Raw genomic sequence first — 22,881 nt, 5'->3', positions numbered from 1 at the left:
CCCACGGGGCTCCGGCCGCTCCGGCGTGTCCGACGGGCCGTCAGGTGACCTCGCCGCGCCGGGCGAAGCGCTCCTCGCGCCACTCCCCGGAGGCCAGCACCTCGCGCAGCGCCGTCGCCGCGTCGTGCACGTCCGTCCGGGACAGGTAGAGCGGGGTGAAGCCGAACCGCATCAGGTCGGGCGCCCGGAAGTCGCCGATGACGCCCCGGGCGATCAGCGCCTGCACGATCCGGTAGCCCTCCGGGTGCCGCAGCGCGACCTGGCTGCCGCGCCGGGCGGGGTCGCGGGGCGTCACCGCCTCGACGTCCAGATCGGCCGTCAGATCCATGAACAGGTCGGTGAGTTCCAGGCTCTTGGCCCGCACCGCGGCCGGGTCGGCCAGCTCCCACACGTCGAGCGAGGCCTCCAGCGCGGCCAGGCCGAGCACCGGCGGCGTGCCGGTGAGGAAGCGGGTGACGCCCTCGGCGGGGCGGTAGCCGGGCTCGAAGTCGAACTGCCGGGCGTGGCCGAACCAGCCGGTCAACGGCTGCCGGCCGGCCGCGTGGTGGCGCTCGGCCGCGTACAGGAAGGCGGGCGCGCCCGGGCCGCCGTTCAGGTACTTGTAGCCGCAGCCGACCGCGAAGTCCACGCCGGCGGCGTCGAGTTCGATCGGCAGCGCCCCGGCGGTGTGGCACAGGTCCCAGACGGCGAGCGCCCCGGCCCGGTGGATCCGCTCGGTGACGGCCGCCATGTCCAGCAGCTCGCCGGTGCGGTAGTCGACGTGCGACAGCAGCACCACGGCGGTGTCCCCGTCGAGCACCGCGTCCAGCTGCGCCGCCGAGTCCAGCAGCACGGGCCGGGTGCCCGGGTACAGCCCGGTCAGGCCGTCCGCGATGTACAGGTCGGTGGGGAAGGCGTGCCGCTCGGCCACCAGCGCGCCGCGCCCGGGCCGCAGCCGCAGGGCCGCGCCGAGCACCTTGAACAGGTTGACGGAGGTCGAGTCGCAGACCACCACCTGCCCGTTCGCCGCGCCCAGCAGGTGCGCGCCGAGGCGGTCGCCGAGCCGGCCGGGCTGGTGGAACCAGCCGGCGTCGTTCCAGGACCGGATCAGCCCGGTGCCCCACTCGTCGGCGACCACCTTCGCCAGGTGGCCGGGCGTGTCGCGGGGCAGCGCGCCGAGCGAGTTGCCGTCCAGGTAGAGCACGTCCGCGGGCAGCGTGAAGCGCTCGCGCAGCGGGTGCAGCGGATCGGCGGCGTCGAGGGCCGCGCACTGCTCGCGGGTGGGAGCCGTCATGTTCGTCGTCACAGTTCGTTCCTGACGGACCACAGCTCGGGGAAGACGTCCTGGTCGGCGGAGTGCTTCAGCCAGCTCAGGCCGCTGGAGCCGCCGGTGCCGGGCTTGCCGCCCATGGTGCGCTTGACGGCGGAGTAGTGGCGCTGGCGCCAGCGGGTGACCCGCTCGGCGGTGTCGAGCAGCGCCTCGCCGAGGCGCGCCAGGTCGGCGAACTCCGGGTCGGTGTAGACGGTGCGCCAGGCGGCCTCGACGGCGTCGTCGGGCTGGCGGCGGGCGGCGGCGGGGCGGCCGGTATCGCCAGGCCGCGCCGGGCCAGCACGGCCAGCGCCTCGTCGTACAGGCTGGGGGTGCGCAGCTCGGCGAACAGCTCGTCGTACTCGGCGGGGGAGTCCTGGTACATGGTCAGCAGGTTCTCGCTCTTGTTGCCGAGCAGGAACTCCAGCCGCAGGAACGCCGAGGACTGGAAGCCGGAGGCCTCGCCGAGCACCGGCCGGAAGGAGTTGAACTCGGCGGGCGTCATGGCGGCCAGCAGGTCCCAGGACGAGACCAGCACGTCCTGGGTGTGCTGCCCGCGGCGCAGCGCGTCGCCGGCGGTCCGCAGGTCGTCCTCGCGGAGCGCGGCGCGGGCGGCGGCCCAGTCGCGGTGCAGCAGGTCGAACAGCAGCTCCATCACCTGGGTGGTGACGATGAACGCGTACTCCGAGGGCTCCGCGCTGCGGGGCTGCTGGAGCGAGTGCAGTTCCGACAGGCGCACGTACCGGGCGTACGGGGTGGTCGCGTCGGGCGCCTGCTCGTCGCCGAACCGCAGGTTGGGCCGGTGGGTCTGCCCGGTCATGGCCGGTACCTCCTGGTTCCGCCCGCTCCGGGGTGCGGCGGGCGCCACCATTGTGCGGCGCGGCGGCCTGCACTTGAATGGGCATCGTAGCCCGATCGGCGGAAAAGGCCTGCCGTTCGAAAGGTGCTGCGCGCCGATCGCCTGACGAACGCAAAGGAGCCGACGATGGACGCGGTGGACCGCCTGCTGCTGGCCGAACTGCAGGCCGATGCGCGGCTGTCGTACAACGAGCTGTCGCGCCGGGTGAACCTGTCGCCGCCGGCCGTCGCCGAGCGGGTGCGCCGGCTGGAGTCGGAGGGCGTGATCACCGGCTACCACGCGCACTTGGACCCGGCGAAGGCCGGTGCGGCGGTGATGGCCCTGGTGACGGTGCAGTGCTACGGCCCGCGCTGCGTGCTGCGCGACCCGGAGGTGGCGCACTGGCCGGAGGTCTTCCAGCTGCACCGGGTGACCGGCGGCGCGTGCTGCGTGCTGCTGGTCGGCGTCCCCGACATGCCGGCCTTCGAGCGGCTGACCGACCGGCTGGGCGGCTACGGCCAGCCCACCAGCTCGATGATCCTGTCCAGCCCGGTGCCGTGGCGGGCGATCCAGGCCTCCTGACGGGCGGTCAGTAGCCGTTCTTGGACGGGGCGAGGTGCACGCCGAGGCTCTCCAGGCCGTACAGGAACATCTCCACGCCGACGGCTGCCAGCAGCAGCCCGAGCAGCCGGGACACCACCTCCAGCGAGGTGCGCCGGCTGGCCCGCAGCAGCGGGGCGAGCAGCAGCACGGACGCGCAGTCGACGGCGATCACCGCGACGTACATGGCGGCGACCGTGGAGTGCCATTCGAGGCTGTCCCGGGTGAGCGACTCGACCAGCAGCGCGGTGATCGCCAGCGGGCTGGCCACGTACGGCAGCAGCAGTTCGCGGATGCCGTCCGCCAGGGGGTTGGCGAGGTGGCCCTCGCTGCGGCCGCCGCCGAGGTGGACGCCGAGCACCAGGGCGACGGCGTAGATGAAGAAGATCACCCCGCCGGAGATCTGCAGCGACTGGTCGGAGATGTGGAACAGCGCCGCCGCGAAGTCCGCGGTGTACGCCAGCGCCAGCCCGACCAGCGCCGCGACCAGCGAGGAGACCAGGGTGAGCCGGCGCAGTTCGGCGAGCGTGCGGGTCTGGCTGAGCTGGGCGAAGGCCAGCAGCACCTTGGGCGGGCCGACCACGGCGAAGAAGGTGACGAAGACGGTGCTCAGGGTGATCGCCGACATGGGCCCATGATGGGCCGTCAGCGCAGCCGGACGACGACGCCACCCTGGCGGAGCACGTCGAGGATCGCGTCGAAGTAGGAGCGCTCCTCCTCGTCGGGGCCGGTGACCCGGCGGGTGAGGGCCTGGGCGGAGACCATCGCGGCCCGCCAGACCAGCACGAACGGGGCTCGGGGGCGAAGCCGCCGCGCAGCACGTCGGCGAGGGCGTCCAGGTTGCGGCCGTAGTAGCCGTCCGGGGCGTGCACGGCGCGGCCGAGTTCGGCCCAGAAGCCGGCTCGTCGGTGACCCGGTCGCCGTGCAGGACGTACTCGGGCGGCTGCGGTGCGGTGGGCATCGGGAGTCTCCCTGCGGGGTGGATCGGATCGCCCGGATGGGTTCGCCGGGTCGAACGGGGCAGGTGCGCACGCTGGGATGGGCCCTACGTCTTCTCTTCCACACCAGGGGCAACACCATGACCAGTCTGCACCGCAAGGATCTCGGTCTGTTGGCACTGCGCACGGCCGTGGGCGGTGTCCTGTTCGCGCACGGCGCGCAGAAACTGTTCGGCTGGTTCGGCGGCGGCGGCCTGGAGGGCACCGCGCAGGCCATGGAGCAGATGGGCTTCGAGCCGGGCGATCGCAACGCGCTGGCCGCCGGCCTCGGCGAGGCCGGCGGCGGCGCGCTGCTGGCGGCGGGCCTGGCCACGCCGGTGGCCGGCTCGGTGGTCGCCGGGACGATGGCCGGCGCGATCGCCGTGCACTACCCGGCCGGGTTCTTCGCGCACGGCGGCGGCTACGAGTACCCGGCGCTGCTGGGCGCCTGCGGCCTGGCGCTGGCGGTGTCCGGCCCGGGCTGCTACTCGGTGGACGCCGCGTCCGGGCACGCGCTGGGCCGCCCCTGGATGGGGGTGCTGGCGTTCGCGGCGAGCGCGCTGGGTGCGGTCGCGGTGGTGTCGCGCCGTCAGGACGTGGTCCGCAGGCGGGAGGCGCGGGCCGCGGACGAGGCGGCCGGCGAGAACGGCACCGGGCTCTCCTGAGCGCCGCGACGAGAGAGGGAGACTCACCGATGGAGCGACGGATCCGGGCTGCCGCGGGGTGGACGGCGGCGGTCATGCTGGCTTCGGCGGCGCTGGCGGGCTGCACCTCGGACGGCAAGCCGACCGCGGAGGTGTCCTCGGCCCTGCAGGGCGCCAAGTCGGCGCTGGCCTCGGCCGCGGCCTCGGCCACCGCCAAGATCGGCTCGGCGGCGGCCTCGGCGGGCGCCTCGGCGGCGGCCGCGGCGTCCTCGGCGCTGGCGGGCATCAAGGGCGGGCTGAACGCGACGGGCGACGTGGCGCTGGGGGCGGTGGCCACCGAGTCGGACGGGAAGCTGGCGGTGCCGCTGACGGTCACCAACCACGGGACCCAGGCCGGCAAGTACACGATTCAGGTCAACTTCAACGACGCGTCGGGGAACCTGCTGGACGCCACCGTGGTGAGCGTGCCGGAGGTGGCCGTGGGGGCGACTGCGCAGGCCACGGCGCGGAGCAACCGTTCACTGAACGGTCCTGTGACGCCTGTGGTGGCGAATGCGCTGCGGTACTGACCGGACACCGAACCTTAAGCGTGGCGTAAGCGTCAGATCCCGCTCTTGACGCCCGAGTTGGTCTAGTCCATTTTACTTGGCAGGTGCAGGGAGCCCCTGGGCCGGCGCCGGTGGTTCAGACCACCGGCGCCGGTTCGGCTTATCCCGTACCTCGCGTTTGTGCAGGCCAAAGCTCGATTCCCCTGTCATGCCCCCTGGCTGTGCGGCCCCACCTCGCACGGTTCGCACCCGGGTTTGTCAGGACCCCCACAACCAGGAGTCTCGCAGCCATGCTTCGTTCCGTTTCCCCCCAGTCGCCCACGCGGCGGCCCAAGGGCTGGGCCGCGCTCGCGGCCGGCACCGCGGCCTCGCTGCTGCTCGGCGGCACCCTGGCGCTGTCCGGCGGCACCGCCAGCGCGGCGCCCACCAACTCGACCGGCGCGCCCGCCACCAGCGGCGGCATCAAGGTGGCGTACTTCGACCAGTGGTCGATCTACACCAACGCCTACTACCTGAAGACCATGAACGACACCGGCGCCGCCGGGAAGCTCGACTACCTGATCTACGACTTCGGCAACATCGACCCGACCAACCTCACCTGTTTCGAGGCCAACAAGGCCGCGTCGCAGAACGAGGACGACCCGAACGCGGGCGACGGCGCGGGCGACTCCTTCGCCGACTACCAGAAGAGCTTCGGCGCCGACATCTCGGTCGACGGCGTGGGCGACACCTGGAACCAGCCGATCGTGGGCAACTTCAACCAGCTGAAGAAGCTGAAGGCGAAGAACCCCAACCTCAAGGTGCTGCTGTCGATCGGCGGCTGGACCTACTCGAAGTACTTCTCCGACGCCGCGGCCACCGACGCGTCCCGCAAGAAGTTCGTGTCCTCCTGCGTCGACCTGTACATCAAGGGCAACCTGCCCGTGCAGGGCGGCTACGGCGGCGCGGGCACCGGCGCCGGCATCTTCGACGGCATCGACATCGACTGGGAGTACCCGGGCGGCAACGGCCACACCGGCAACCACTCCTCGCCGAACGACAAGCAGAACTTCACCTCGCTGCTCGCCGAGTTCCGCAGCCAGCTGGACGCCCAGGGCAAGACGGACGGCAAGACCTACAGCCTCGCGGCCGCGGTCGGCGCCGGTCAGGACAAGATCAAGTACGTCGAGACCGACAAGATCGGTCAGTACCTGACCTTCCTCGACATCATGACGTACGACATGCACGGCGGTTGGGAGGCCCAGGGCCCGACCAACCACCAGGCCCCGATCTACACCAACCCGAACGACCCGATGAACCCCGTCCCGGGCGGCAACGGGAAGTACTCGCTGGACAACGCCATCAAGGCGTACACCGTGGGTGACCCGCAGTACGGCATCCCCGGCGGCTTCCCGGCGAAGAAGATCAACGTCGGCATCCCGTTCTACTACCGCGGCTGGACCGGCGTCACCGCCGGCGCCAACCACGGCCTGTTCCAGAAGGCGACCGGCCCGGCGGCCGGCGGCAGCTACTCCGGCAACGTCAACGGCATCCGGATGTTCAAGGAGCTCAACGGCTTCGTGGACAACCCGTCCTACACCTACTGGGACGACGCCGCGAAGGCCGCGTACTTCTACGACGGCACCACCTTCTGGTCCGGCGAGAACGCGCAGTCCATCCAGGCCAAGCTCGACTACGCGCACTGCAACGGCCTCGGCGGCTCCTTCGCCTTCTCGATGTACGACCTGGGCACCCAGACCGCGCTGTTCGACAAGATGGTGACCGCCACCAACGGCTCCGCCGCGAACTGCCCGGCCGCCCCGACCCAGTCGGCCACCGCCTCGGCCTCGGCCTCCGCCTCGCAGTCGGCCAGCCCGTCCGCCTCGGCCTCGGCTTCCGCCTCCGCGTCGGCCTCCGCCTCGGCCTCGGCTTCCGCCTCCGCGTCGGCCTCCGCCTCGGCCTCCCCGTCGCAGTCCGCCACGGCCGGCACCTGCTCCGGTGCGCCGAGCTGGAACGCGGCCACCGTGTACGCCACCTCCACCAAGGTCTCGTGGAAGGGCCACTACTACACCAACAAGTGGTGGACCACGAACGAGGACCCGAGCCTGAGCGGCGCGTGGGGCGTGTGGACCGACAACGGCGCCTGCTGACGACTGATCAGTAACGGCCCTTGAGAGCGAGGGGCGCAGGGAGATCTCTCCCTGCGCCCCTCGCTCGTCTCTGCGTCGCCGCCGGAGTGCGGCCTCAGCAGGTCAGGTCGTCGGTGCGGCCCAGGGCGTCCGGCTGGGACTCCTCGATGCGGCGGAGCATCCGGGTGAGCGTGGCGGCCAGCTCGGGGCGGGCCTCGCCGGTGACGTCCTGGAGCAGGTCGGCCTCGAAGACGGCGGCCATCCGCATCAGTTCGAGCCACTTGTCGCGGCCGAGCGGGGTGAGCTCGATGATCACCCGGACTCGGTTGGCCTCGTCGCGGTCCCGGGTGACCAGGCCCTCGGTGACCATCCGGTCGATCCGGTGGGTCATCGCGGCCGGGGTCAGGCCGAGCCGCTTGGCGAGCTCGCCCGGGCCGAGCCGGTACGGGCTGCCGGCGAACACCAGTGCCTTGAGCACCTCCCACTCGGCGTTGGTGATGCCGAGCGTGGCCAGCTGGCGGCTGTAGGCCACGTTCATCCGGCGGGAGAGCCGGGAGAGGGTGGAGACGATGGTCTCCACCTGCGGGTCCACGGTCGGGAACTCCCGCTGGTAGAGGGCCACCTGCTCGGCGATGCCGAGTTCGGTGGCGGAGGCGGGCTCCGCTCTGCGTGCGCTCATACGGTCATTGTTCCACGCATGGTGCAGCCGTTAAGCCTTTGACTCGTTAAGGTTTCCATGCATAGACTTTAGGTCTGAAATCTTACGGAGTAAAGCCGAGGCCTGGAGGGCCCGGCTTCGGTGTCTTGAGGGGTGTCACGTGAAGGAGTGGGGCGGCCGACTGCGTCGCGTCCAGATCGGCAACGCGCTCAGCGCATTCGGAAGCGGCTTCACGCTGCCGTACATGTTCGTGTACGTGAACGAGGTGCGGGGTCTCGGCTCCGCGGCGGCCGGCGCGGTGTTCACCGTGTTCGCGCTCGCCGCGCTGGCCGTGCTGCCGTTCATCGGCCGCGGCATCGACAAGTACGGCCCGCGTCCGGTGCTGCTGGCCGGTACGGCGATGGCCGCCGTCGGCGCGTTCGCCTTCGGCCAGGCCGGGAGCGCCCCGACGCTGCTGGTCTCCTCCTTCCTGTTCGGCGCCGGCTTCACCACCTGCCAGCCCGCACTCGCCACGATGATCGTCCGCTGCACCCGCAAGGCCGAGCGGTCCCGGGCCTTCGCGCTCCAGTTCACCCTGGTCAACCTGGGCATGGGCATCGGCGCGCTGGTCGGCGGCCTGATCGTCGACACCTCGGACCCGGCCAGCCTGACCCGGCTGTTCACCATCGAGGCGGTGACCTTCCTCGGCCTGGCCGCCGTCACCGGCACCGCGCGGATCCCCGCCGCCGAGGTCGAGCCGGCGGACGTCGGCGCGGGCGTCGAGGCGGCCGCCGGCCGCGGCGGGCTGCGGGCGCTGGTGGCCGACAAGGCCATGCTGCGGCTCTGCCTGCTCGCCGGCCTGATCTTCTTCACCTGCTACGGCCAGTTCGAGTCCGGCGTCGCCGCGTTCGCCACCCACACCGTCGGCACCCCGGAGTCCACCCTCGGCCTGGCCATCGGCGCGAACGCGCTGACCATCGTGGTGCTGCAGATGTTCGTCGTCCGGCTCACCGAGCGCCGCCGCCGCACCACCGCGATGGCCGCCGCCGGCGTGGTCTGGCTCGCCGCCTGGGGCATGGCCCTGGTGGCCGGCCTGATCCGCGAGGACCAGCTGGCCGCGACGGTCGCCATCGTCGCGATCTACGCCCTGTTCGGCGTCGGCGAGTCCCTGCTCGCGCCCACCATGAGCCCGATCGTCGCGGACCTCGCGCCCGCGCGGCTGCTCGGCACCTACAACTCCGGCTACGCGCTGGTGAAGCAGATCGCCGTCGCGGTCGGCCCCGCCGTCGGCGTCATGCTGGTCGGCTCCGGGACGTGGCCGCTCTACCTGATCTCGATGGCCGCCTGCACCCTGCTGATCGTCGCCATGGCGTTCCGGCTGCGCGGCTTCCTGACGCCCGCGCAGGACAACGTCCGGGTGCTGAACGTCCCGCAGCGCGAGCTGCGCGAACTGGAGGCGGTGGCCTGACCGGTCACCGGCGCATCGTGCCGCGGTGCGGCCCGGTGACCGCCAGACCCGCGGCGGTCCCGCGGCCGCGCGCGGCGACGAGCAGCAGACCCCCGGCCGGAGGCCGGGGGTCTGCGCCGTGAGGCCGGCGCGCGGCCCGGTGGGCTGGCGTCAGCGGCGGGTGGGCATGAGGAGCGAGAAGGTGTCCTCGCGGGCCGGGAAGCGGATGGCCAACGGGGCGATGGGGCCGCCGAGTTCGAGGACCAGCTGGTCGGCGCCGGCGACGGCCTCCAGCAGGAAGTCGCGGTTGACGTGGACCAGCAGGTCGGCCGGGGAGGCGCCCGGGAGGGCGTCGTCGGCGGTCGCGGTCAGGGCGCTGACCGGGAAGTCGACGCCGTCCTGGGAGCGGGTCTCGACGGTCGGCTCGACGGCGGTGAGCATGCCGTGCAGCTGGTCCGCCGTCAGGGTCAGCCGGTGGGTGGGCTCCAGGTGCAGCAGGCGGCGGTAGTCCGGGAAGTCGTGGTCGACGGGCGCGCCGGAGAGCTCGCGGCCTCCGGCACGGACGGTGAACGTGCCGCCGTCCAGGACGAGTTCGGCCTCCTCGGAGTCGTCGAGCAGGGCCCGGGCGGCGTCCGCGAGGGCCGTCGGCAGCAGCGCGGAGACGGCCGGGCCGTCCAGCGCGGCCGGGCAGTCGGCGACCGCCAGGCGGTAGCGGTCGGTGGCGACCAGGTGCAGCACGCCGTCCTCCGCGTCCAGGAAGATCCCCGCGACGGCGGGGAGGGCGGCGTCGGCCGGGGCGGCGAAACGCACCGCGTCCAGGGCGGCCGCGAGGCGGGCGGCGGGAACGGTCAGTCGGGTCTGCGGCATGGGGAACTCCCTCGAGTCGAGCAGGGCACGGACAGCGGAGAGTTCACGGCGGGCATCGGACAGGCCGTCCTCCAGCCGGCGCAGGTGCGCGTCCAGCTCGGCCCGGCCCTCGGCCGGGGTGCCGGTCAGGATGCGGACGATCCCGGCCAGCGGCACGCCGACACGACGCAGGCGCGTCAGCAGGCGGGCGTCCGGCAGTTGCTCGTCCGCGTACCAGCGGTAGCCCGTGTGCGGGTCGACGACGGCCGGGGCGAAGACGCCGGCGCCGTCGTAGAACCGCAGGGCGCTGACGCTCAGGCCGCTGGCGCGGGCCATCTCGCCGATGCTGCGCAATGTGCTCTCCACGCGGTAGACCCTGAGCCCTCGACCAGGTTGAGGGTCAAACGGTAGCCGGGAGGCGCGGCGGGGTCCGGAACGGGAGGGCGTGGAGGGAACCGCTAGGATTTGCGACATTGCGGACATGTCGTCAACTTGCGGGCGGACGGGGCGAATATGGCGCTGGCGGTCGAGGAGCGGCGGGAGACGGTTGCCGCGGGCGCAGCGCGGGACCGGTTCAGGTGGTGGGGGCCGGTCGGGGTGGCGGTGTTCGCGGGGGTGCTTCGGCTGTGGGACCTGCCGTACCCGAACGCGTTCGTGTTCGACGAGACGTACTACCCGAAGGACGCGTGGTCGCTGCTGCAGCAGGGCTACGAGGCGGTCTGGCCGGACAACGCGAACGAGTTGATCCTCGGGGTGCCGCAGGTGATCCCGCTGAGCCAGGAGGGGGCGTTCGTCGCGCACCCGCCGCTGGGGAAGTGGGCGATCGCGGTGGGGGAGCGGTTCTGGGGGCTGCATCCGTTCGGCTGGCGGATCGTGGTCGCGGTGCTGGGCGCGTTGAGCGTGCTGATACTGGCGAGGATCGGTCGGCGGCTGTTCCGGTCGACGCTGCTGGGGTGTGTCGCGGCGCTGCTGCTGAGCGTGGACGGGCTGCAGTTCGTGATGAGCCGGGTCGGGCTGCTGGACGGGGTGTCGGCGTTCTTCGTGCTGGCGGCGTTCGGCTGCCTGCTGGTCGACCGCGACCGCACCCGGGAGCTGTTGCGGGCCGCGCGGGCGGAGGGCGGCCGGGCCGGGGACGAGCTGCGGCTCGGCGGCCGGCCGTGGCGGGTCGCCGCCGGGGTGCTGCTGGGGGCGGCGTGCGCGGTGAAGTGGAACGGCCTGCAGGTGCTGGCGGTGTTCACGGTGCTGACCCTGCTGTGGGACCGGGCGGGCCGGCGGGCGGCGGGTGCGTGGCGGCCGTGGCGGTCGATGCTGCGGCGCGACCTGTGGCCGGCGGCGCTGTCCATGGTGGGCAGCGCGCTGGTGGTGTACGTGCTCTCGTGGAGCGGCTGGTTCGCGTCCGACGGCGGTTACGGCCGGCACTGGGCGGACGGCCGGGCCGGGCTCTCGCCGGAGCGGACGCCGCTGGTGGACGTGCCGCTGCCGCAGGTGTCGATGAGCTGGGTGCCGGCGCCGCTGCGCAGCCTGTGGCACTACCACGCGCAGATGTACGACTTCAATACCGGCCTGTCGTCCCCGCACACCTACCAGTCCAATCCGTGGAGCTGGCTGGTGCAGGGCCGGCCGGTCTCCATGTACTGGGAGCAGGTGCCGGACGGGCAGCGCGGCTGCGCGTCCGCGGACGGCTGCGCGAGCCAGATCCTGGCGCTGGGGACGCCGTTCCTGTGGTGGACGGCGTGCTTCGCGCTGGCGTACGTGCTGTACCGGTGGTTCTTCCGGCGGGACTGGCGGTCCGGCGCGATCCTGGCCGGGGTCGCCGGGATCTACCTGCCGTGGTTCCAGTACCAGCACCGGACCACGTTCTCCTTCTACATGGTGCTGCTGGTGCCGTTCCTGTGTCTGGCGGTGACGCAGATGCTGGGGGCGATGCTCGGCCCGGCGGGCTGCCCGCCGCGCCGGCGGCGCTGGGGCGCGGCCGGGGCGGGGCTGATCGTGCTGGCGATCGTCGGCTGCTTCGCGTATTTTCACCCGCTGTACACGGCGGAGGTGATCCCGATGTCCGAGTGGCGCGACCGGATGTGGTTCACCAGTTGGATCTGACGCCCCGTGAAAGCGCTTTCCGCAGGCGCGGGTTCGCAGTTGCTGCCGGTCACCTGGCCGCTCGGGGTGGCGTGCGCGGTGCTGCTCGCGGTGGCCGCGCTGGTCGCCGGGAGGGGCGGGCTGGGGCACGGGCGGGCGGTGCTGCGGGCCGGGGTGCGGGCGGCCGTGCAGTTGGCGGCCGTCGCGCTGGTGATCGCCTGGGTGGTGCGCTCGCTGTGGGCGTCGGCGCTGTTCGTGGTGCTGATGTTCGCCGTCGCTGTGCGCACCGCGGGCCGGCGGATCGGCGAGGGCCGGGCGGGCCCGGGCGGCCGCTGGGAGTGGGCGTGGGCGGCGGTGCCGATCGCCGCGGGGGTGCTGCCGGTGCTGCTCCTGCTGACGGTGACCGGCCTGCTGCCGCCGAAGGGCCTGAGCGTGATCCCGGTCGCGGGCATCCTGATCGGCGGGGCGCTCACCGCGACCTCGCTGGCCGGACGGCGGGCGCTGGACGAACTGCGGCTGCGGCACGGCGAGGTGGAGGCGGCGCTGGCGCTGGGCTTCGAGGGCCGGGACGCCCGGCTGGAGATCTGCCGGACCGCCGCCGCGACCTCACTGGTCCCGGCGCTGGACCAGACCCGCACGGTCGGGCTGGTCACCCTGCCCGGCGCGTTCGTCGGGATGCTGCTCGGCGGGGCGACGCCCGTGCAGGCCGGGCGGTGCAGCTGTTCGTCCTGGTCGCGCTGCTGGCGGTGGAGGCGGTGGCGGTCGCGGCGGTGCTGGAACTGGTGGGCCGGGGACTGGTCGGCGTCCGGTAAGCTCGGTCCGTTGTTGAAGGGGAGTAGCCCTCCACCGGACCGTCGACATACTGGCCAGTCCCTCGCGGACGAGCCCGGCGCCCGGGGCACCTCGCGGGGTGTCGGCGAGACCTTCGGCCGCAGTGCTGTGACCATGAACCAGTGCTGCCGGGCCGAGGCGTCCCCTTCGACGGGTGCCCGGGGTCGGCGGCCCGAGACCGAGAGACTGCTCTTATCCGATGAACAGCCTGTCCATCGCCGCGCTGACGTTCGGCATCATCTTCCTCTCCGAACTGCCGGACAAGACCGCCCTGGCCAGCCTGGTCCTCGGCACCAAGTACCGGGCGAGCTACGTGTTCGCGGGCATCGCCGCCGCGTTTGCCGTCCAGGTCGCGCTCGCGCTCGTCGCGGGCAGCCTGCTGGCACTGCTCCCGCACCGCTGGGTGGAGGGCGTCACCGGCGTCCTGTTCCTGGTCGGCGCGGGCATGCTGCTGTGGCACAAGGAGGACGAGGACGACGAGGCCGAGGGCAAGGAGCCCAGGAACAGCTCGTTCTGGCGGGTCGCCGGCACCAGCTTCGTGATCGTCGCGGTCGCCGAGTTCGGCGACCTGACCCAGATCATGACCGCCAACCTGGCCGCCAAGTACGCCGACCCGCTGGCCGTCGGCCTGGGCTCCTGGCTGGCGCTCTGCGCGGTCGGCGGCGTCGCCATCGTCGGCGGGCAGAAGCTGCTGCGGCACGTGCCGATGAAGGTCATCGTGCGGGTCGCCGCGCTGGCGATGATCGCGCTGGCCGGGTTCAGCCTGTTCAAGGCGATCACCGGCTGACGCGCCGTCAGCACACCCGTCCGGTCAGCAGTCCGGGTTCTGCGCCTCCGCCTGGAGCAGGGCCTGGGTCTGCTGGTCGTAGACGCCCTGGGTGGTGCCCGGCAGGCGCTTGCGGTTCTCGCGCTGGAAGCTGCTCAGCACGCTCTGCGTCCAGTAGCCGAATCCGGGCCGGCTGGGGATGTCGCCGGTCCGGTCGGTGTCGAGCTGGCCGATCAGGTTGCAGTTGTAGGCCATCAGCAGCCGCTGGAGCTGCGTCACCTCCGGCCCCGTGTCGTTCATCCGCAGCGTCCGGAACGCGGGCGGCGAGGACGGCTGGGTCGGGGGCGCGGAGGTCGGCGCGGGCGGCGCGACGGTGGTCGGGCGGCCGCCGGGTGGGTGGTGACGGTCTGGGTCGGCCGGGCGGTGGTGCGGACCGGCGACGGGCCCGCCGTCGTCGCGGACGCGTCCGGGGAGGCGTCGGCGCTCGGCGGCGCGCTCGGGGTGGCCGAGGCGGACGACACCACCGCCGGGGCGGTCGGCGCCGGCAGCGCCTTGTCGACCTTCGTCGGCGAGGAGGACAGCAGCATCGCCAGGCTCGCGCCGAGCGCGGTCACGCCCACCGCGCCGCCCGCGATCACCAGCCGCTTGCGGTCGGCGCTCTGCCGGCGCTGCGAACGGCGCTCCGCGCGGCTGACCGGCGCGGCCTCGTCGTCGCCGTGGAAGGAGAACATCCCGAGGTCGGCGGCGGGGCGGCCGGGCTGCTCCTGGTCCGGCAGGTCCGCGTCGACCGGCCCGGCCGCTCCGGCAGCCCCGGCCGGGACCGGGGGGAGCAGCGCGGTCGGCTGCTCGGCCTGCGGCGGTGGAACCACCCGGCCCAGCGTGAACGGGACGCCCTGCTCCGGGCCGCCGTCCGGCGCGAACCGCCCCGGCGCGGGCGACCCCTGCGGCGGGACGGGCGGCAGCAGTTGCGTGGCGGCGGCGTCCGGCTGCGGTGCGTCCGGCTGCGGCGCGTCCGGCTGCGGCGCGAACGGCTGGGCGGGGGCGGCGGGTTGCGGCGGCCCGAACGGGCTGGCGGCCTGCGGCACGTGCGGCGGCCGGGCGGGCGGCTGCGGCGGGGCGAACGGCGGCGGCCCGGGCTGCGGGCCCGTGATCGGCTGGACCGGGGCCGGGCCGACCCGGGTGGCGAAGGGGTCGACGGACGGGTCGCCCGCCTCCACCACCGGCGTGCCGGCGACGTACGGCCGCACCAGGTGCGGGCCGTCCAACGGCGGCAGGACCGCGGTCTGTTCGACCGGGGAGACGGCGTGGCACGCGCAGCCGCCGGCGGTCCGTGCGGTGCCGCAGCGGGGGCAGCGGTCTGCCGACATGGGCCGGTCCTCCTCGGGTCGGAAATCGAACGGGGTGATTATGCAGGACCATCCCACGGGACGACAGGGACGCCCGGGGCGGGGTGCCCGCTGTCCGATTCGCGGGGAGATGCGTGGGCGCGGGTTGTCCGTCCCACGCCCCGTCAGCCCGCTGCGGCGGCGGCCCGGTCGCGGAACTGCTGCGGGCTCAGGCCCCGGACCCGCTTGAACGCGGCGCTGAGCGCGAAGCCGCTGCCGTAGCCGACCCGGCGGGCCACCGCCGCGAGGGTGGCGTCCGGTTCGGCCAGCAGGTCGGCGGCCTGGGCGAGCCGCCACTCGGTGAGGTACGCCATCGGCGGCTCGCCGACCAGGTCGGTGAAGCGGCGGGCCAGCGCGGCCCGGGAGACGCCGGTCTCGGCGGCCAGGTCGTGCACAGTCCAGGCGCGCGCCGGGTCGCCGTGCAGCAGGCCCAGCGCGCGGCCCACCACCGCGTCGGAGTGCGCCCGGTGCCAGGCGGGGGCGTGCCGGGCGTCGCGGGAGAACCAGCAGCGCAGCGCGGAGATCAGCAGCAGGTCGAGCAGCCGGTCCAGCACCACCTCCTGGCCCGGTTCGTCCCGTCCGATCTCGGCCTCCAGCAGGGCCGGCAGCGGGGAGCTCCACTCCTCGGCGGGCAGCCGCAGGACCTGCGGCAGGGCGCGCAGCAGCCGCCCGCCGACCTCGCCGTGCAGGGCGTAGCTGCCGCTGAGCAGGACGGTCGCCGCGTCCCTGGCGGTGCCCCAGGTGCGGACGCCCTGGTCGAGCGTCTCGCACAGCCGCTCGCCGCCGACGGTGGTCGACACCTGGCCGGGGTGGATCACCACCTGCGGCGCGGTCTCCGGCCGGTCGGCGACGGTGTACGGCTCCGGGCCGCGGACGATCGCCAGGTCGCCGGTGCGCAGCGGCACCGGCGCGCCGTCGTCCGGGACGATCCAGCCGTCGCCGCGCACCGTGGTCAGCACCGTCAGCGGCGCCCGGTCCTCGATCCGGAGCGACCACGGCGGGTCGAACACCGACCGCAGCAGGAACGCCCCTCGGGCCCGGGGGCCGGTCAGCAGTGCGGCGAGCGCGTCCATGGCCGCCAGCGTAGACGGCCGTCGCCGGGCGGGTGGACGCTCGCGCATGCCAACGAGCTTCCCGGCCATGGATCTTGACCGCCGCGCCGGGTTGACTGCTCGTCATGACCGAACGAACGGGGTCCCACGGCATGGCAGTTCTCCGCACGCTGACGCTGATCGGCGCGACCCTCACCGCAGGCCTGAGCGCCGGACTCTTCTACTCCTACGCCTGCTCGGTGATGCCGGGCCTGGCCAAGGTCGACGACCGGGCGTTCGTCGACGCCATGCAGCGCATCAACACGGCCATCCTGAACGGCTGGTTCATGATCAGCTTCCTGGGTGCGCTGCTGCTGATCGCCGCCGCGGGCGTCCTGCAGTGGCGCGGCGGCGACCGCACCGTGCTGCTGTGGATCGGCGCCGCCGCCGTCCTCTACCTGGTGATGCTCGTCGTGACCGGCGCCGTGAACGTCCCGCTCAACGACCGGCTGGCCGCCGCCGGAGCGCCCGACGGCCTCACCGACCCGGCCGCCGTCCGCGCCGCGTTCGAGGACGTCTGGGTCCGCTGGAACCTGGTCCGGGCCGTCGCCGCCACCGCCGCCTTCGGCTGCCTCACCTGGGCCCTCGCCCTGTCGGGCCGCCAGGCCTGACGCCCGGTCGGTCCGGCTCGACGGTCTGCGTGCCGTCCGGGGAGACGGTCAGCACGAAGCGCTCGAACCCCGGGCGGCCCAGCGCGTCCCACCATCGCCACGCGGACTCCACTTCGTCCCACAGCCGGCGCGGGCCGGACTGCACCACCTCGAACTCCGCCCGCCCCGGCTCCCAGTCGGCCGTCGCCCACGAGGTGACGGCCGTGTCGTGCAGCCACAGCGTGTACGACCCGTCCCGGTAGCGCTCCGTCAGCGGAAACACGCCCGGTGTGCGGACGCCGATCGCGAACATGGCCGCCCAGTCGCCGAGCCGGTCCGGCGAGAGGGCGGTGGTCGAGCGGACGCCGTCGGCCGGCCACGGCGCGGACAGGTAGGCGAGGCTGTTCGGGCGGGTGGTGCGCTGGGCGCGCATCCGCATGAACGCGGAGGAGTGGACGAACCTGCCGCGGGCGCCGCCCTCCTGACCGACCGTCAGCCGCGCAATCGCCTCGCCGCCGTACTCCGGCCCCCAGGGCGCGAGGATCACGGCGCCCGGGCGGCACTGCTCGATCCAGGCCGGCGGCAGCTGTCGCACCGAGCAGGTGGCGATCACCCGGTCGAAGGGTGCTCCCGGCGGGTGCCCTGCCGCGCCGTCGCCGACCACGGCGGTCGGTGCGTATCCGGCCCGGGCGAGCCGGTGCCGGGCGTCGGCGGCCGTGTTCCGGTCCACCTCGACAGTGGTGACGTTCGCCGACCCGAGACGGTGCGACAGCAGCGCGGCGTTCCAGCCCGTGCCGGTGCCGATCTCCAGCACGCGGTGGCCGTCCGCAACATCCAGCGCCCCGAGCATCGAGAACACCATCGTGGGCATCGAACTGGACGAACTCGGGCTGCTGCCCCGGCCGTTGTGCACCGGTAGCACCCCGTCGTCCCACTGCGTGGTCAGCGGCACGTCCGCGTACACCGCCCGCCACCACCCCGCAGGGTCCTCCAGTCGGCTCACCGCCCTGCCCTGCCGGACCCCGTCCGCCTGTCCCGGCCACACCGTGTCCGGCACGAACAGGTGCCGGGGAACGGCGTGGTACGCCGCGAACCAATCGGGTTGCAGCGAACCGTTGGCGATGAGCGCGGAGGCCAGCCGGTCGCGACCGGCCTCCGCGTGCTGACGCGCCGTCACCACCTCAGCGCCCCGTCGCCGGGCCCTGGCCGTCGGACGAGTTGCCGCCCTCGTCGCTGCCGCCGCCACCGTGCTTGTTGCCGCTGTTGCTGTCGTCCTGCTGACCGCCACCGGAACCGTCGCCGGTACCGCCGCCGTGCTTGCCGTCGAACGTGGGCATGGTGCCTCCTTGTTCTCCCAGGTGGGACGGGCTTCCGTCCGTTGTTCACGGTAGGTGCCGGGATTGGACGGCGGGCGTCTGATTCTCCGTAATTCCCCTGGTGGCGGCGGGAATTCGCGGCCTGTCCCAGGTTCAGGTGTCCAGCGCTTGGCGGCACCGGGCGATGACCCGCTGCGCGGCGGGCCCGTGGACGGCAGCTCGGTTCAGCGACTCCCACACGCGTCGGTAGAGCGCCACGCTGGCGGGGTCGTCGAGCCAGATTTCGGCGTGCCAGTCCTCGGCGATGACCAGGCGCTCGTCGTAGAGCCAGAATCCGTTGGCGGGCGGCAAGTTGAGCGCTGCCTCGAAGGGAACGATCCCGAGGATCACCGTGTCCAGGCCAATTACGCCGCTGAGACGGTCGAGTTGGGCGGCCATCACCGTCGGCGGGCACAGCCTCGCGCGCAAGGCCGCTTCCCACAGGACGACATGAAAGCGCTTGCCGCCTCGGTACAGCAGTTCCTGACGTCGAACGCGAACGCTGACGGCTTCCTCGATGTCTCGCGGCGATCGGTGCAGATCGGCATAAGCCTCGAACACATGGCGCGCATAGTCGGCGGTCTGAAGCATTCCCACGACCAAGGACGACTCCCAGGCCCGCATGACGGCCGACTGCTCGTACTCGACCGTCAGTCGGGTCCTGGACCGGCCGGTGACCGGCGGCCAACTGCCGGCGCCAGGACCGGGATTGTGTCTCGAAGGCGCGAAGCCGGGCCGACAGCTCGGCCGCCGCCTCGGGTTGCCCCACGCCCTCCGCCCAGGCCCGCAGGTCGTCATGGGCGGCAGTCTGGCGGCCGGTCTCCAGCTTGCTGACCTTGGACTGCGTCCATCCGAGGCGCTCCGCCAGTTGACGGCCTGTGAGACCGCCCTCGGTCCGCAGCTCGCGCAGCCGCAGACCGAGGGCGAATCGGGCCTGTTGGAAGTCGGTGCTCACCCGCCGGACGGTACCCCAGCCCGGAACTCACGGTGCGGCACGGCGAAGTGCCAAGCGGCGTCCCGCTCCTGGCAGGCGCGGTTGACCCGGACCGGATCGGTGATCAGCTCGACGCCGGTCAGCAGGTCGTCGGCGTCGAAGTGCAGCAGAGCGATCACCCGGGAGTCGAACACCCAGGCGTCCTCCAGGGGAAGGCCCAGCCGGTCCGCGTCCTCCCGCCACAGGTAGCGGACGTCCTCACCCACCGTGCCGATCTGTTCGGCGTTCTCGAGCAGGTAGCGCTGCCCGAGAGTCGGCGGATTGTCCATGATCCGCACCCGTTCGAACCGCTTGCCCTGCGCTGCCTGTTCACGCCGATTGCGGGACCAGGCGTCGTCCATGTCCCAGCCGGGGTCCTCGCCGGCCACGAACCGGCGGTAGGTCTCGGTCTGCTCGTCGGAGCGGTACTGACGTCGGGTCTCCAGCCGGAAGGCCGTGTGCTTCAGGGTCTCGAACATGGACTCGAACTCGTCCCAGCTGATCATCACCGGCTCGCGCTCGGCGGCACGTGGCGCGAAGTCCGCGAGCAGGACGCGGGGCACCGTCACGAACCCCTCGCCGGGCTTGATGTTTCGGAGTTGAGCCACCTCGCCAGGGTCGGTGACGAGGTCGCCCTGCACGATCACCTGCCCGGTCTCCTCGTCCTCGTACAGCGTCGGGCATCCGTTGTTCCCCGAATTGCTCCCGATGTAGCGCAGTCGACGGGTCGTCATGTCCCTCTTCCCCTCCTGTTGGCGATCGGCCTCAGAATGCCCGGGCATCGGGCGGGGCAGGGCGCTGATTCGCGGATATTCGCCCGGCGGGAGCGAACGGCGGGGTGATGGTTGATCATTCTGCGTACTGTTCGGACGGCCGCGAGTTCGGGCGTGACGCGCGTCACGGGAACTCGCCTGTCGGTGCCGGACAGTTCATTGGGGTGACCATAGAGATGCGAACCCGGGTACGGGCGGGGGACCCGAACGTTTTCGGGGAACTGTTCGACCTGTACGCCCGAACCGTCTACAACCACGCCTTCCGGCTCACCGCGGACTGGTCGGCCGCCGAGGACGTCATGTCGGCGACGTTCATGGAGGCCTGGCGGTTGCGCGGCAAGGTGACCGCCGAAGGCGGATCGCTGCGCCCGTGGCTGCTGGGCGTCGCCACCAACCTCGCCCGCAACCACTGCCGCGGCAACCGGCGTTACCGCGCCGCGGCCGCAGCGCTCGCCGCGACCGGGCCCTCGGTGGTGGAACTGCCCGACCACGCCGAGGACGTGGCCGGCCAGGTGGACGACCGGCGCCGGATCGCCGCCACGGTCACCGCGATGGGTTCGCTCCGCCGCCCCGAGCGCGAGGTCCTGGTCCTCTGCCTGTGGGAGGGCCTGGAGTACGCCGAGGCCGCCGAGGCGCTCGGCATTCCCGTCGGAACCGTCCGCTCCCGCTTGTCCCGCGCCCGAACCAGACTGCGAAAACTCGCAGTCGCGGAACTCGAGGCAGCGAAACGGGAACCCGCCCGCCGCGCCCGACAGATGAATGGGGACCGCGCGACAGCGGTCCGGCCCGTACCGGAAGGAAGCCGATGAACGCCAGCCCCTCCCAGCCGCGCCCGGCTGAGCGGCCGGAGCCCGCCGGGCTCCGGCCGACCCCGGAGCGGGACCTGCCGGCGGGCCGCCACCAGTTCCACAAGGAGCGCCTGATGGCCCGGATCCACGAAGACCTCTCCGCCGCCGAGCGACCCGTCCCCGCCGTGCGGCGCAACCCGTTCCTGCGCCGCGTCGTCCTGTTCCCCGTCGCCGCCTGCGTCCTGGCGGGCGCCGCCGTCGCCGGAGTCGGCCTGACCACGCGCGCCCCGGAGGAGGCCGCCGACCCGGCCGCCGGCCCCGCCCTGACCACCACCGTCGGCGCCGCCGATACGCACGGCGTGGTCCAACTGCTCGACCGGATCTCGCTGGCCGCCGCCGGGGCGGCCGTCCCGGCGGTCGGCGCGAACCAGTACGTCTACATCGAGTCGAAGGTGGCCGGCACCGACCTGCGGGTCGTCAACGGGAAGCGCTCGGCGGTCGGCTCCGGCCTGACCACCCGTCAGGCCTGGAAGTCGGCGGACGGCCACCGGGGCTGGCTGGTCGACGAGCACCACAAGAACGGCATCGCGCTGGACACCGAGGAGCAGCCGTACCTGAACGGGCCGTCCTACGACTACCTGGCCGGGCTCCCCACCGACCCCGACGCGCTGCTGAAGAAGATCTACGCGGACACCGCGGGCCACGGCCCCGGACCGGACGCGGAGGCGTTCACCACCATCGGCGACCTGCTCGCCGAGAGCTACCCGCCCGCCGCGCTGTCGGCCGCGCTCTACAAGGCCGCCGGCAAGATCCCCGGTGTGGCCCAGGTGAACGACGCGGCCGACGCCCTCGGCCGCCACGGGATCGCGGTCGCCCGGCTCGACGAGACGTCCGGCGTCCGCAGCGAGTGGATCTTCGACCGGACGACCTTCGCCTTCCTCGGCGAGCGCCAGGTCCAGGTCGGCGCCTCGGCCGAACCGGACCTGATCAAGCCCGGCACGGTCATCCACACCTCCGCCGTCACCGCCCGCACCATCGTCGACGGCATCAAGCAGACCGCCCCCCACCGGGCCTGACCCGCCCCGGCCCGGCCAGCCACGTCGCCCCGGGCCCGGGTGTGAGGTGGGGGAGGATGGGCCCATGAGCGTCGTGAAGATCAATGTGCTGACCGTTCCCGCCGAGCAGCGGGAGGTGCTGGAGCAGCGGTTCGCCGCGCGGGCCGGCGTGGTCGAGAACTCGGACGGCTTCGAGTGGTTCGAGCTGCTGCGCCCCGTCGACGGGACCGACCAGTACCTCGTCTACACCCGCTGGCGCGACGAGGAGTCGTACCTGGCATGGCTGGAAGGCCCGCGGAAGGACGCGCACGCCCACCAGGGCGCCGGCGAGCGGCCCAAGCCCGCCGCGACCGGGTCGGAGCTGTGGTCCTTCGAGGTCGTCCAGCAGGCGGCGTCGAAGCAGTAGGACACCCCCCGTGCGGGGCCGGGCCCGGAAGGGACCGGCCCCGCACTCTCATTGGAAGGCGGCCCGGCGGGTGGCCCGGCGCAGGGTGCGCAGCAAGGGGCCGCCGACGGTGAGGCAGAGGACGGCGGTGAGCGCGGCGCGGGGGAGGTCCCAGCCGAGCGACGTGGTCAGGCAGTACAGCGCGAAACGCGCCAGGTTGGCGGGCAGCGGATCGCCCGGGACGAACGAGATCGAGGTGCTCAGGCCGCCGATGTACGGCCAGCCCTGAAGGTTCATCACCACGCCGTAGCCCACCGCCGAGACGACGCCGTACCCGGCCAGCAGCAGCAACTCGGCCCGGCCGCGCAGGCGGGCGGCGCCCGGGAGCAGCCCCGCGCCGAGACAGACCCAGCCCATCGCGAGCATCTGGAACGGCAGCCACGGGCCGACGCCGCCGGTGAGCAGACCCGACGCGAACATCGACAGCGCGCCGAGGACGAAACCGAAGCCCGGGCCGAGGGCCCGCCCGGACAGCACCATCAGGAAGAACATCGGCTCCAGCCCGGCCGTGCCCGCACCCAGCGGACGCAGCGCCGCGCCCGCGGCCGCGAGGACCCCGAGCATCGCGACGGCCTTGGCGTCCAGGCCGGGCGCGCCGGCCGCGTTCCGGCCTTCGGAGAGCTGCGCGACCAGCACCGCGAGCAGCAGCGGCAGCAGCAGGGCGAACAGCCACGGCGCATCGGCGGAGTGACCGACCAGGTCCGAGTCCCGCGAGGCCAGCAGCGGCCACCCGAACGCGGCCACCCCCACCGCCGAGACCAGCCCCAGCGCCACCACCGACCGCCGCCCGAGCGGCACGGGGCGGGCGAGTTCGGGGGCG

General features: G+C 73.2%; 24 protein-coding genes and 4 pseudogenes. 12 read left to right on the top strand and 16 right to left on the bottom strand.

The window, feature by feature from the left end; genetic code table 11:
- Positions 1-40: 40 nt before the first annotated feature.
- The 3 genes and pseudogenes from kynU to KCH_RS44335 all read right to left on the bottom strand — a co-directional run.
- Complete coding sequence (kynU, locus tag KCH_RS11470) at positions 41-1,273, bottom strand: kynureninase (RefSeq protein WP_035871583.1); 1,233 nt, start codon at positions 1,271-1,273, stop codon at positions 41-43.
- Positions 1,274-1,281: 8 nt separating this feature from the next.
- A complete protein-coding gene (locus KCH_RS44340) occupies positions 1,282-1,455 on the bottom strand; it encodes a tryptophan 2,3-dioxygenase family protein (RefSeq protein WP_244305634.1) in 174 nt (57 codons plus the stop codon).
- A 272-nt stretch (positions 1,456-1,727) separates the two neighbouring features.
- Positions 1,728-2,108 (bottom strand): annotated as a pseudogene (locus KCH_RS44335) (tryptophan 2,3-dioxygenase family protein); the annotation flags it as partial.
- 165 nt (positions 2,109-2,273) lie between these two features.
- On the opposite strand from KCH_RS44335, the gene KCH_RS11460 reads away from it, so the two are divergent.
- Entirely contained in the window at positions 2,274-2,708 is a 435-nt protein-coding gene (locus tag KCH_RS11460; protein WP_035862231.1) for an Lrp/AsnC family transcriptional regulator, read from the top strand.
- A 7-nt stretch (positions 2,709-2,715) separates the two neighbouring features.
- On the opposite strand, the gene KCH_RS11455 is transcribed toward KCH_RS11460, so the two are convergent.
- The 3 genes and pseudogenes from KCH_RS11455 to KCH_RS47170 all read right to left on the bottom strand — a co-directional run.
- Positions 2,716-3,354, bottom strand: coding sequence for a MarC family protein (locus KCH_RS11455; RefSeq protein WP_035862229.1), 639 nt, complete (start codon positions 3,352-3,354; stop codon positions 2,716-2,718).
- A gap of 17 nt (positions 3,355-3,371) precedes the next feature.
- Positions 3,372-3,512, bottom strand: coding sequence for a hypothetical protein (locus KCH_RS41220; protein WP_157032001.1), 141 nt, complete (start codon positions 3,510-3,512; stop codon positions 3,372-3,374).
- 23 nt (positions 3,513-3,535) lie between these two features.
- A pseudogene (locus KCH_RS47170) lies at positions 3,536-3,844 on the bottom strand (barstar family protein); the annotation flags it as partial.
- Between KCH_RS47170 and KCH_RS11450 the strand changes: the two are divergent.
- From KCH_RS11450 to KCH_RS11440, 3 genes are all read left to right on the top strand, one after another.
- Positions 3,805-4,368 (top strand): DoxX family protein, encoded by a 564-nt coding sequence (locus tag KCH_RS11450; RefSeq protein ID WP_035862227.1) that lies wholly within the window; start codon positions 3,805-3,807, stop codon positions 4,366-4,368. The pseudogene KCH_RS47170 and the gene KCH_RS11450 overlap by 40 nt on opposite strands.
- Before the next feature lie 29 nt (positions 4,369-4,397).
- The gene (locus tag KCH_RS11445) at positions 4,398-4,916 is read left to right on the top strand and encodes a hypothetical protein (RefSeq protein WP_035862225.1); all 519 of its coding nucleotides are present in this window, start codon (positions 4,398-4,400) and stop codon (positions 4,914-4,916) included.
- 269 nt (positions 4,917-5,185) lie between these two features.
- On the top strand, positions 5,186-7,024 hold the full coding sequence (locus KCH_RS11440) for a glycosyl hydrolase family 18 protein (protein ID WP_035862223.1): 1,839 nt from the start codon (positions 5,186-5,188) through the stop codon (positions 7,022-7,024).
- Positions 7,025-7,118: 94 nt separating this feature from the next.
- On the opposite strand, the gene KCH_RS11435 is transcribed toward KCH_RS11440, so the two are convergent.
- Positions 7,119-7,682, bottom strand: coding sequence for a MarR family winged helix-turn-helix transcriptional regulator (locus KCH_RS11435; protein WP_035862208.1), 564 nt, complete (start codon positions 7,680-7,682; stop codon positions 7,119-7,121).
- A gap of 139 nt (positions 7,683-7,821) precedes the next feature.
- On the opposite strand from KCH_RS11435, the gene KCH_RS11430 reads away from it, so the two are divergent.
- Complete coding sequence (locus tag KCH_RS11430; protein ID WP_035862205.1) at positions 7,822-9,108, top strand: MFS transporter; 1,287 nt, start codon at positions 7,822-7,824, stop codon at positions 9,106-9,108.
- A gap of 150 nt (positions 9,109-9,258) precedes the next feature.
- Here the strand turns inward: KCH_RS11430 and KCH_RS11425 are convergent, their stop codons facing one another.
- A complete protein-coding gene (locus KCH_RS11425) occupies positions 9,259-10,299 on the bottom strand; it encodes a DNA polymerase III subunit beta family protein (protein WP_035862203.1) in 1,041 nt (346 codons plus the stop codon).
- 147 nt (positions 10,300-10,446) lie between these two features.
- Here KCH_RS11425 and KCH_RS11420 point away from each other — a divergent pair, with 147 nt between their 5' ends.
- From KCH_RS11420 to KCH_RS11410, 3 genes and pseudogenes are all read left to right on the top strand, one after another.
- Entirely contained in the window at positions 10,447-12,030 is a 1,584-nt protein-coding gene (locus KCH_RS11420; protein WP_035862201.1) for a dolichyl-phosphate-mannose--protein mannosyltransferase, read from the top strand.
- A 39-nt stretch (positions 12,031-12,069) separates the two neighbouring features.
- Positions 12,070-12,821: pseudogene (locus KCH_RS11415) on the top strand (ABC transporter permease).
- A 218-nt stretch (positions 12,822-13,039) separates the two neighbouring features.
- Positions 13,040-13,627, top strand: a complete 588-nt coding sequence (locus tag KCH_RS11410) for a TMEM165/GDT1 family protein (protein WP_035862198.1) — start codon at positions 13,040-13,042, stop codon at positions 13,625-13,627.
- 24 nt (positions 13,628-13,651) lie between these two features.
- On the opposite strand, the gene KCH_RS11405 is transcribed toward KCH_RS11410, so the two are convergent.
- From KCH_RS11405 to KCH_RS11395, 3 genes are all read right to left on the bottom strand, one after another.
- Positions 13,652-13,906 carry a hypothetical protein gene (locus tag KCH_RS11405; protein WP_035862196.1) on the bottom strand — a complete coding sequence of 85 codons (255 nt, stop codon included), beginning with the start codon at positions 13,904-13,906 and terminating at the stop codon, positions 13,652-13,654.
- Positions 13,903-14,973, bottom strand: a complete 1,071-nt coding sequence (locus tag KCH_RS11400) for a hypothetical protein (protein WP_035862194.1) — start codon at positions 14,971-14,973, stop codon at positions 13,903-13,905. Before KCH_RS11400 ends, KCH_RS11405 begins: the two co-directional genes overlap by 4 nt.
- 143 nt (positions 14,974-15,116) lie before the next feature.
- The gene (locus KCH_RS11395; protein ID WP_035862191.1) at positions 15,117-16,064 is read right to left on the bottom strand and encodes an AraC family transcriptional regulator; all 948 of its coding nucleotides are present in this window, start codon (positions 16,062-16,064) and stop codon (positions 15,117-15,119) included.
- Between the two features lie 131 nt (positions 16,065-16,195).
- On the opposite strand from KCH_RS11395, the gene KCH_RS11390 reads away from it, so the two are divergent.
- The gene (locus tag KCH_RS11390) at positions 16,196-16,693 is read left to right on the top strand and encodes an anthrone oxygenase family protein (RefSeq protein WP_035862188.1); all 498 of its coding nucleotides are present in this window, start codon (positions 16,196-16,198) and stop codon (positions 16,691-16,693) included.
- On the opposite strand, the gene KCH_RS11385 is transcribed toward KCH_RS11390, so the two are convergent.
- From KCH_RS11385 to KCH_RS11375, 4 genes and pseudogenes are all read right to left on the bottom strand, one after another.
- Positions 16,656-17,849, bottom strand: a complete 1,194-nt coding sequence (locus KCH_RS11385; RefSeq protein WP_157032000.1) for a methyltransferase domain-containing protein — start codon at positions 17,847-17,849, stop codon at positions 16,656-16,658. The two genes, KCH_RS11390 and KCH_RS11385, sit on opposite strands and share 38 nt — an antisense overlap.
- A gap of 4 nt (positions 17,850-17,853) precedes the next feature.
- On the bottom strand, positions 17,854-18,009 hold the full coding sequence (locus tag KCH_RS42455; protein ID WP_167574036.1) for a hypothetical protein: 156 nt from the start codon (positions 18,007-18,009) through the stop codon (positions 17,854-17,856).
- Between the two features lie 132 nt (positions 18,010-18,141).
- Positions 18,142-18,982, bottom strand: a pseudogene (locus KCH_RS11380) (helix-turn-helix domain-containing protein).
- Positions 18,979-19,734: a DUF6879 family protein gene (locus KCH_RS11375; protein ID WP_035862185.1), complete on the bottom strand. Its 756-nt coding sequence runs from the start codon at positions 19,732-19,734 to the stop codon at positions 18,979-18,981. The pseudogene KCH_RS11380 and the gene KCH_RS11375 overlap by 4 nt, the downstream one beginning before the upstream one ends.
- 215 nt (positions 19,735-19,949) lie before the next feature.
- On the opposite strand from KCH_RS11375, the gene KCH_RS11370 reads away from it, so the two are divergent.
- From KCH_RS11370 to KCH_RS11360, 3 genes are all read left to right on the top strand, one after another.
- On the top strand, positions 19,950-20,582 hold the full coding sequence (locus tag KCH_RS11370; protein WP_208866051.1) for an RNA polymerase sigma factor: 633 nt from the start codon (positions 19,950-19,952) through the stop codon (positions 20,580-20,582).
- Positions 20,579-21,637: a CU044_5270 family protein gene (locus tag KCH_RS11365; RefSeq protein ID WP_035862178.1), complete on the top strand. Its 1,059-nt coding sequence runs from the start codon at positions 20,579-20,581 to the stop codon at positions 21,635-21,637. The genes KCH_RS11370 and KCH_RS11365 overlap by 4 nt, the downstream gene beginning before the upstream one ends.
- 64 nt (positions 21,638-21,701) lie before the next feature.
- The gene (locus tag KCH_RS11360) at positions 21,702-22,022 is read left to right on the top strand and encodes an antibiotic biosynthesis monooxygenase family protein (protein WP_035862176.1); all 321 of its coding nucleotides are present in this window, start codon (positions 21,702-21,704) and stop codon (positions 22,020-22,022) included.
- A 48-nt stretch (positions 22,023-22,070) separates the two neighbouring features.
- Here KCH_RS11360 and KCH_RS11355 read toward each other — a convergent pair whose 3' ends face one another.
- Positions 22,071-22,859, bottom strand: coding sequence for an ECF transporter S component (locus KCH_RS11355; protein ID WP_035862173.1), 789 nt, complete (start codon positions 22,857-22,859; stop codon positions 22,071-22,073).
- Positions 22,860-22,881 lie beyond the last annotated feature (22 nt).

This window comes from Kitasatospora cheerisanensis KCTC 2395, assembly GCF_000696185.1.
In the GTDB taxonomy this organism is placed as follows: Bacteria; Actinomycetota; Actinomycetes; order Streptomycetales; family Streptomycetaceae; genus Kitasatospora; species Kitasatospora cheerisanensis.
This window is presented reverse-complemented; position numbering and strand designations above follow the sequence as displayed.

What these genes read in the sequence shown, in the direction of transcription:
- kynU (WP_035871583.1), bottom strand. Translation starts at nt 1,273, where the DNA reads ATGACGGCTCCCACCCGCGAGCAGTGCGCGGCCCTCGACGCCGCCGAT.
- KCH_RS11460 (WP_035862231.1), top strand. Translation starts at nt 2,274, where the DNA reads ATGGACGCGGTGGACCGCCTGCTGCTGGCCGAACTGCAGGCCGATGCG.
- KCH_RS11455 (WP_035862229.1), bottom strand. Translation starts at nt 3,354, where the DNA reads ATGTCGGCGATCACCCTGAGCACCGTCTTCGTCACCTTCTTCGCCGTG.
- KCH_RS11450 (WP_035862227.1), top strand. Translation starts at nt 3,805, where the DNA reads ATGACCAGTCTGCACCGCAAGGATCTCGGTCTGTTGGCACTGCGCACG.
- KCH_RS11445 (WP_035862225.1), top strand. Translation starts at nt 4,398, where the DNA reads ATGGAGCGACGGATCCGGGCTGCCGCGGGGTGGACGGCGGCGGTCATG.
- KCH_RS11440 (WP_035862223.1), top strand. Translation starts at nt 5,186, where the DNA reads ATGCTTCGTTCCGTTTCCCCCCAGTCGCCCACGCGGCGGCCCAAGGGC.
- KCH_RS11435 (WP_035862208.1), bottom strand. Translation starts at nt 7,682, where the DNA reads ATGAGCGCACGCAGAGCGGAGCCCGCCTCCGCCACCGAACTCGGCATC.
- KCH_RS11420 (WP_035862201.1), top strand. Translation starts at nt 10,447, where the DNA reads ATGGCGCTGGCGGTCGAGGAGCGGCGGGAGACGGTTGCCGCGGGCGCA.
- KCH_RS11410 (WP_035862198.1), top strand. Translation starts at nt 13,040, where the DNA reads ATGAACAGCCTGTCCATCGCCGCGCTGACGTTCGGCATCATCTTCCTC.
- KCH_RS11405 (WP_035862196.1), bottom strand. Translation starts at nt 13,906, where the DNA reads ATGAACGACACGGGGCCGGAGGTGACGCAGCTCCAGCGGCTGCTGATG.
- KCH_RS11400 (WP_035862194.1), bottom strand. Translation starts at nt 14,973, where the DNA reads ATGTCGGCAGACCGCTGCCCCCGCTGCGGCACCGCACGGACCGCCGGC.
- KCH_RS11395 (WP_035862191.1), bottom strand. Translation starts at nt 16,064, where the DNA reads ATGGACGCGCTCGCCGCACTGCTGACCGGCCCCCGGGCCCGAGGGGCG.
- KCH_RS11390 (WP_035862188.1), top strand. Translation starts at nt 16,196, where the DNA reads ATGGCAGTTCTCCGCACGCTGACGCTGATCGGCGCGACCCTCACCGCA.
- KCH_RS42455 (WP_167574036.1), bottom strand. Translation starts at nt 18,009, where the DNA reads ATGCCCACGTTCGACGGCAAGCACGGCGGCGGTACCGGCGACGGTTCC.
- KCH_RS11375 (WP_035862185.1), bottom strand. Translation starts at nt 19,734, where the DNA reads ATGACGACCCGTCGACTGCGCTACATCGGGAGCAATTCGGGGAACAAC.
- KCH_RS11370 (WP_208866051.1), top strand. Translation starts at nt 19,950, where the DNA reads ATGCGAACCCGGGTACGGGCGGGGGACCCGAACGTTTTCGGGGAACTG.
- KCH_RS11365 (WP_035862178.1), top strand. Translation starts at nt 20,579, where the DNA reads ATGAACGCCAGCCCCTCCCAGCCGCGCCCGGCTGAGCGGCCGGAGCCC.
- KCH_RS11360 (WP_035862176.1), top strand. Translation starts at nt 21,702, where the DNA reads ATGAGCGTCGTGAAGATCAATGTGCTGACCGTTCCCGCCGAGCAGCGG.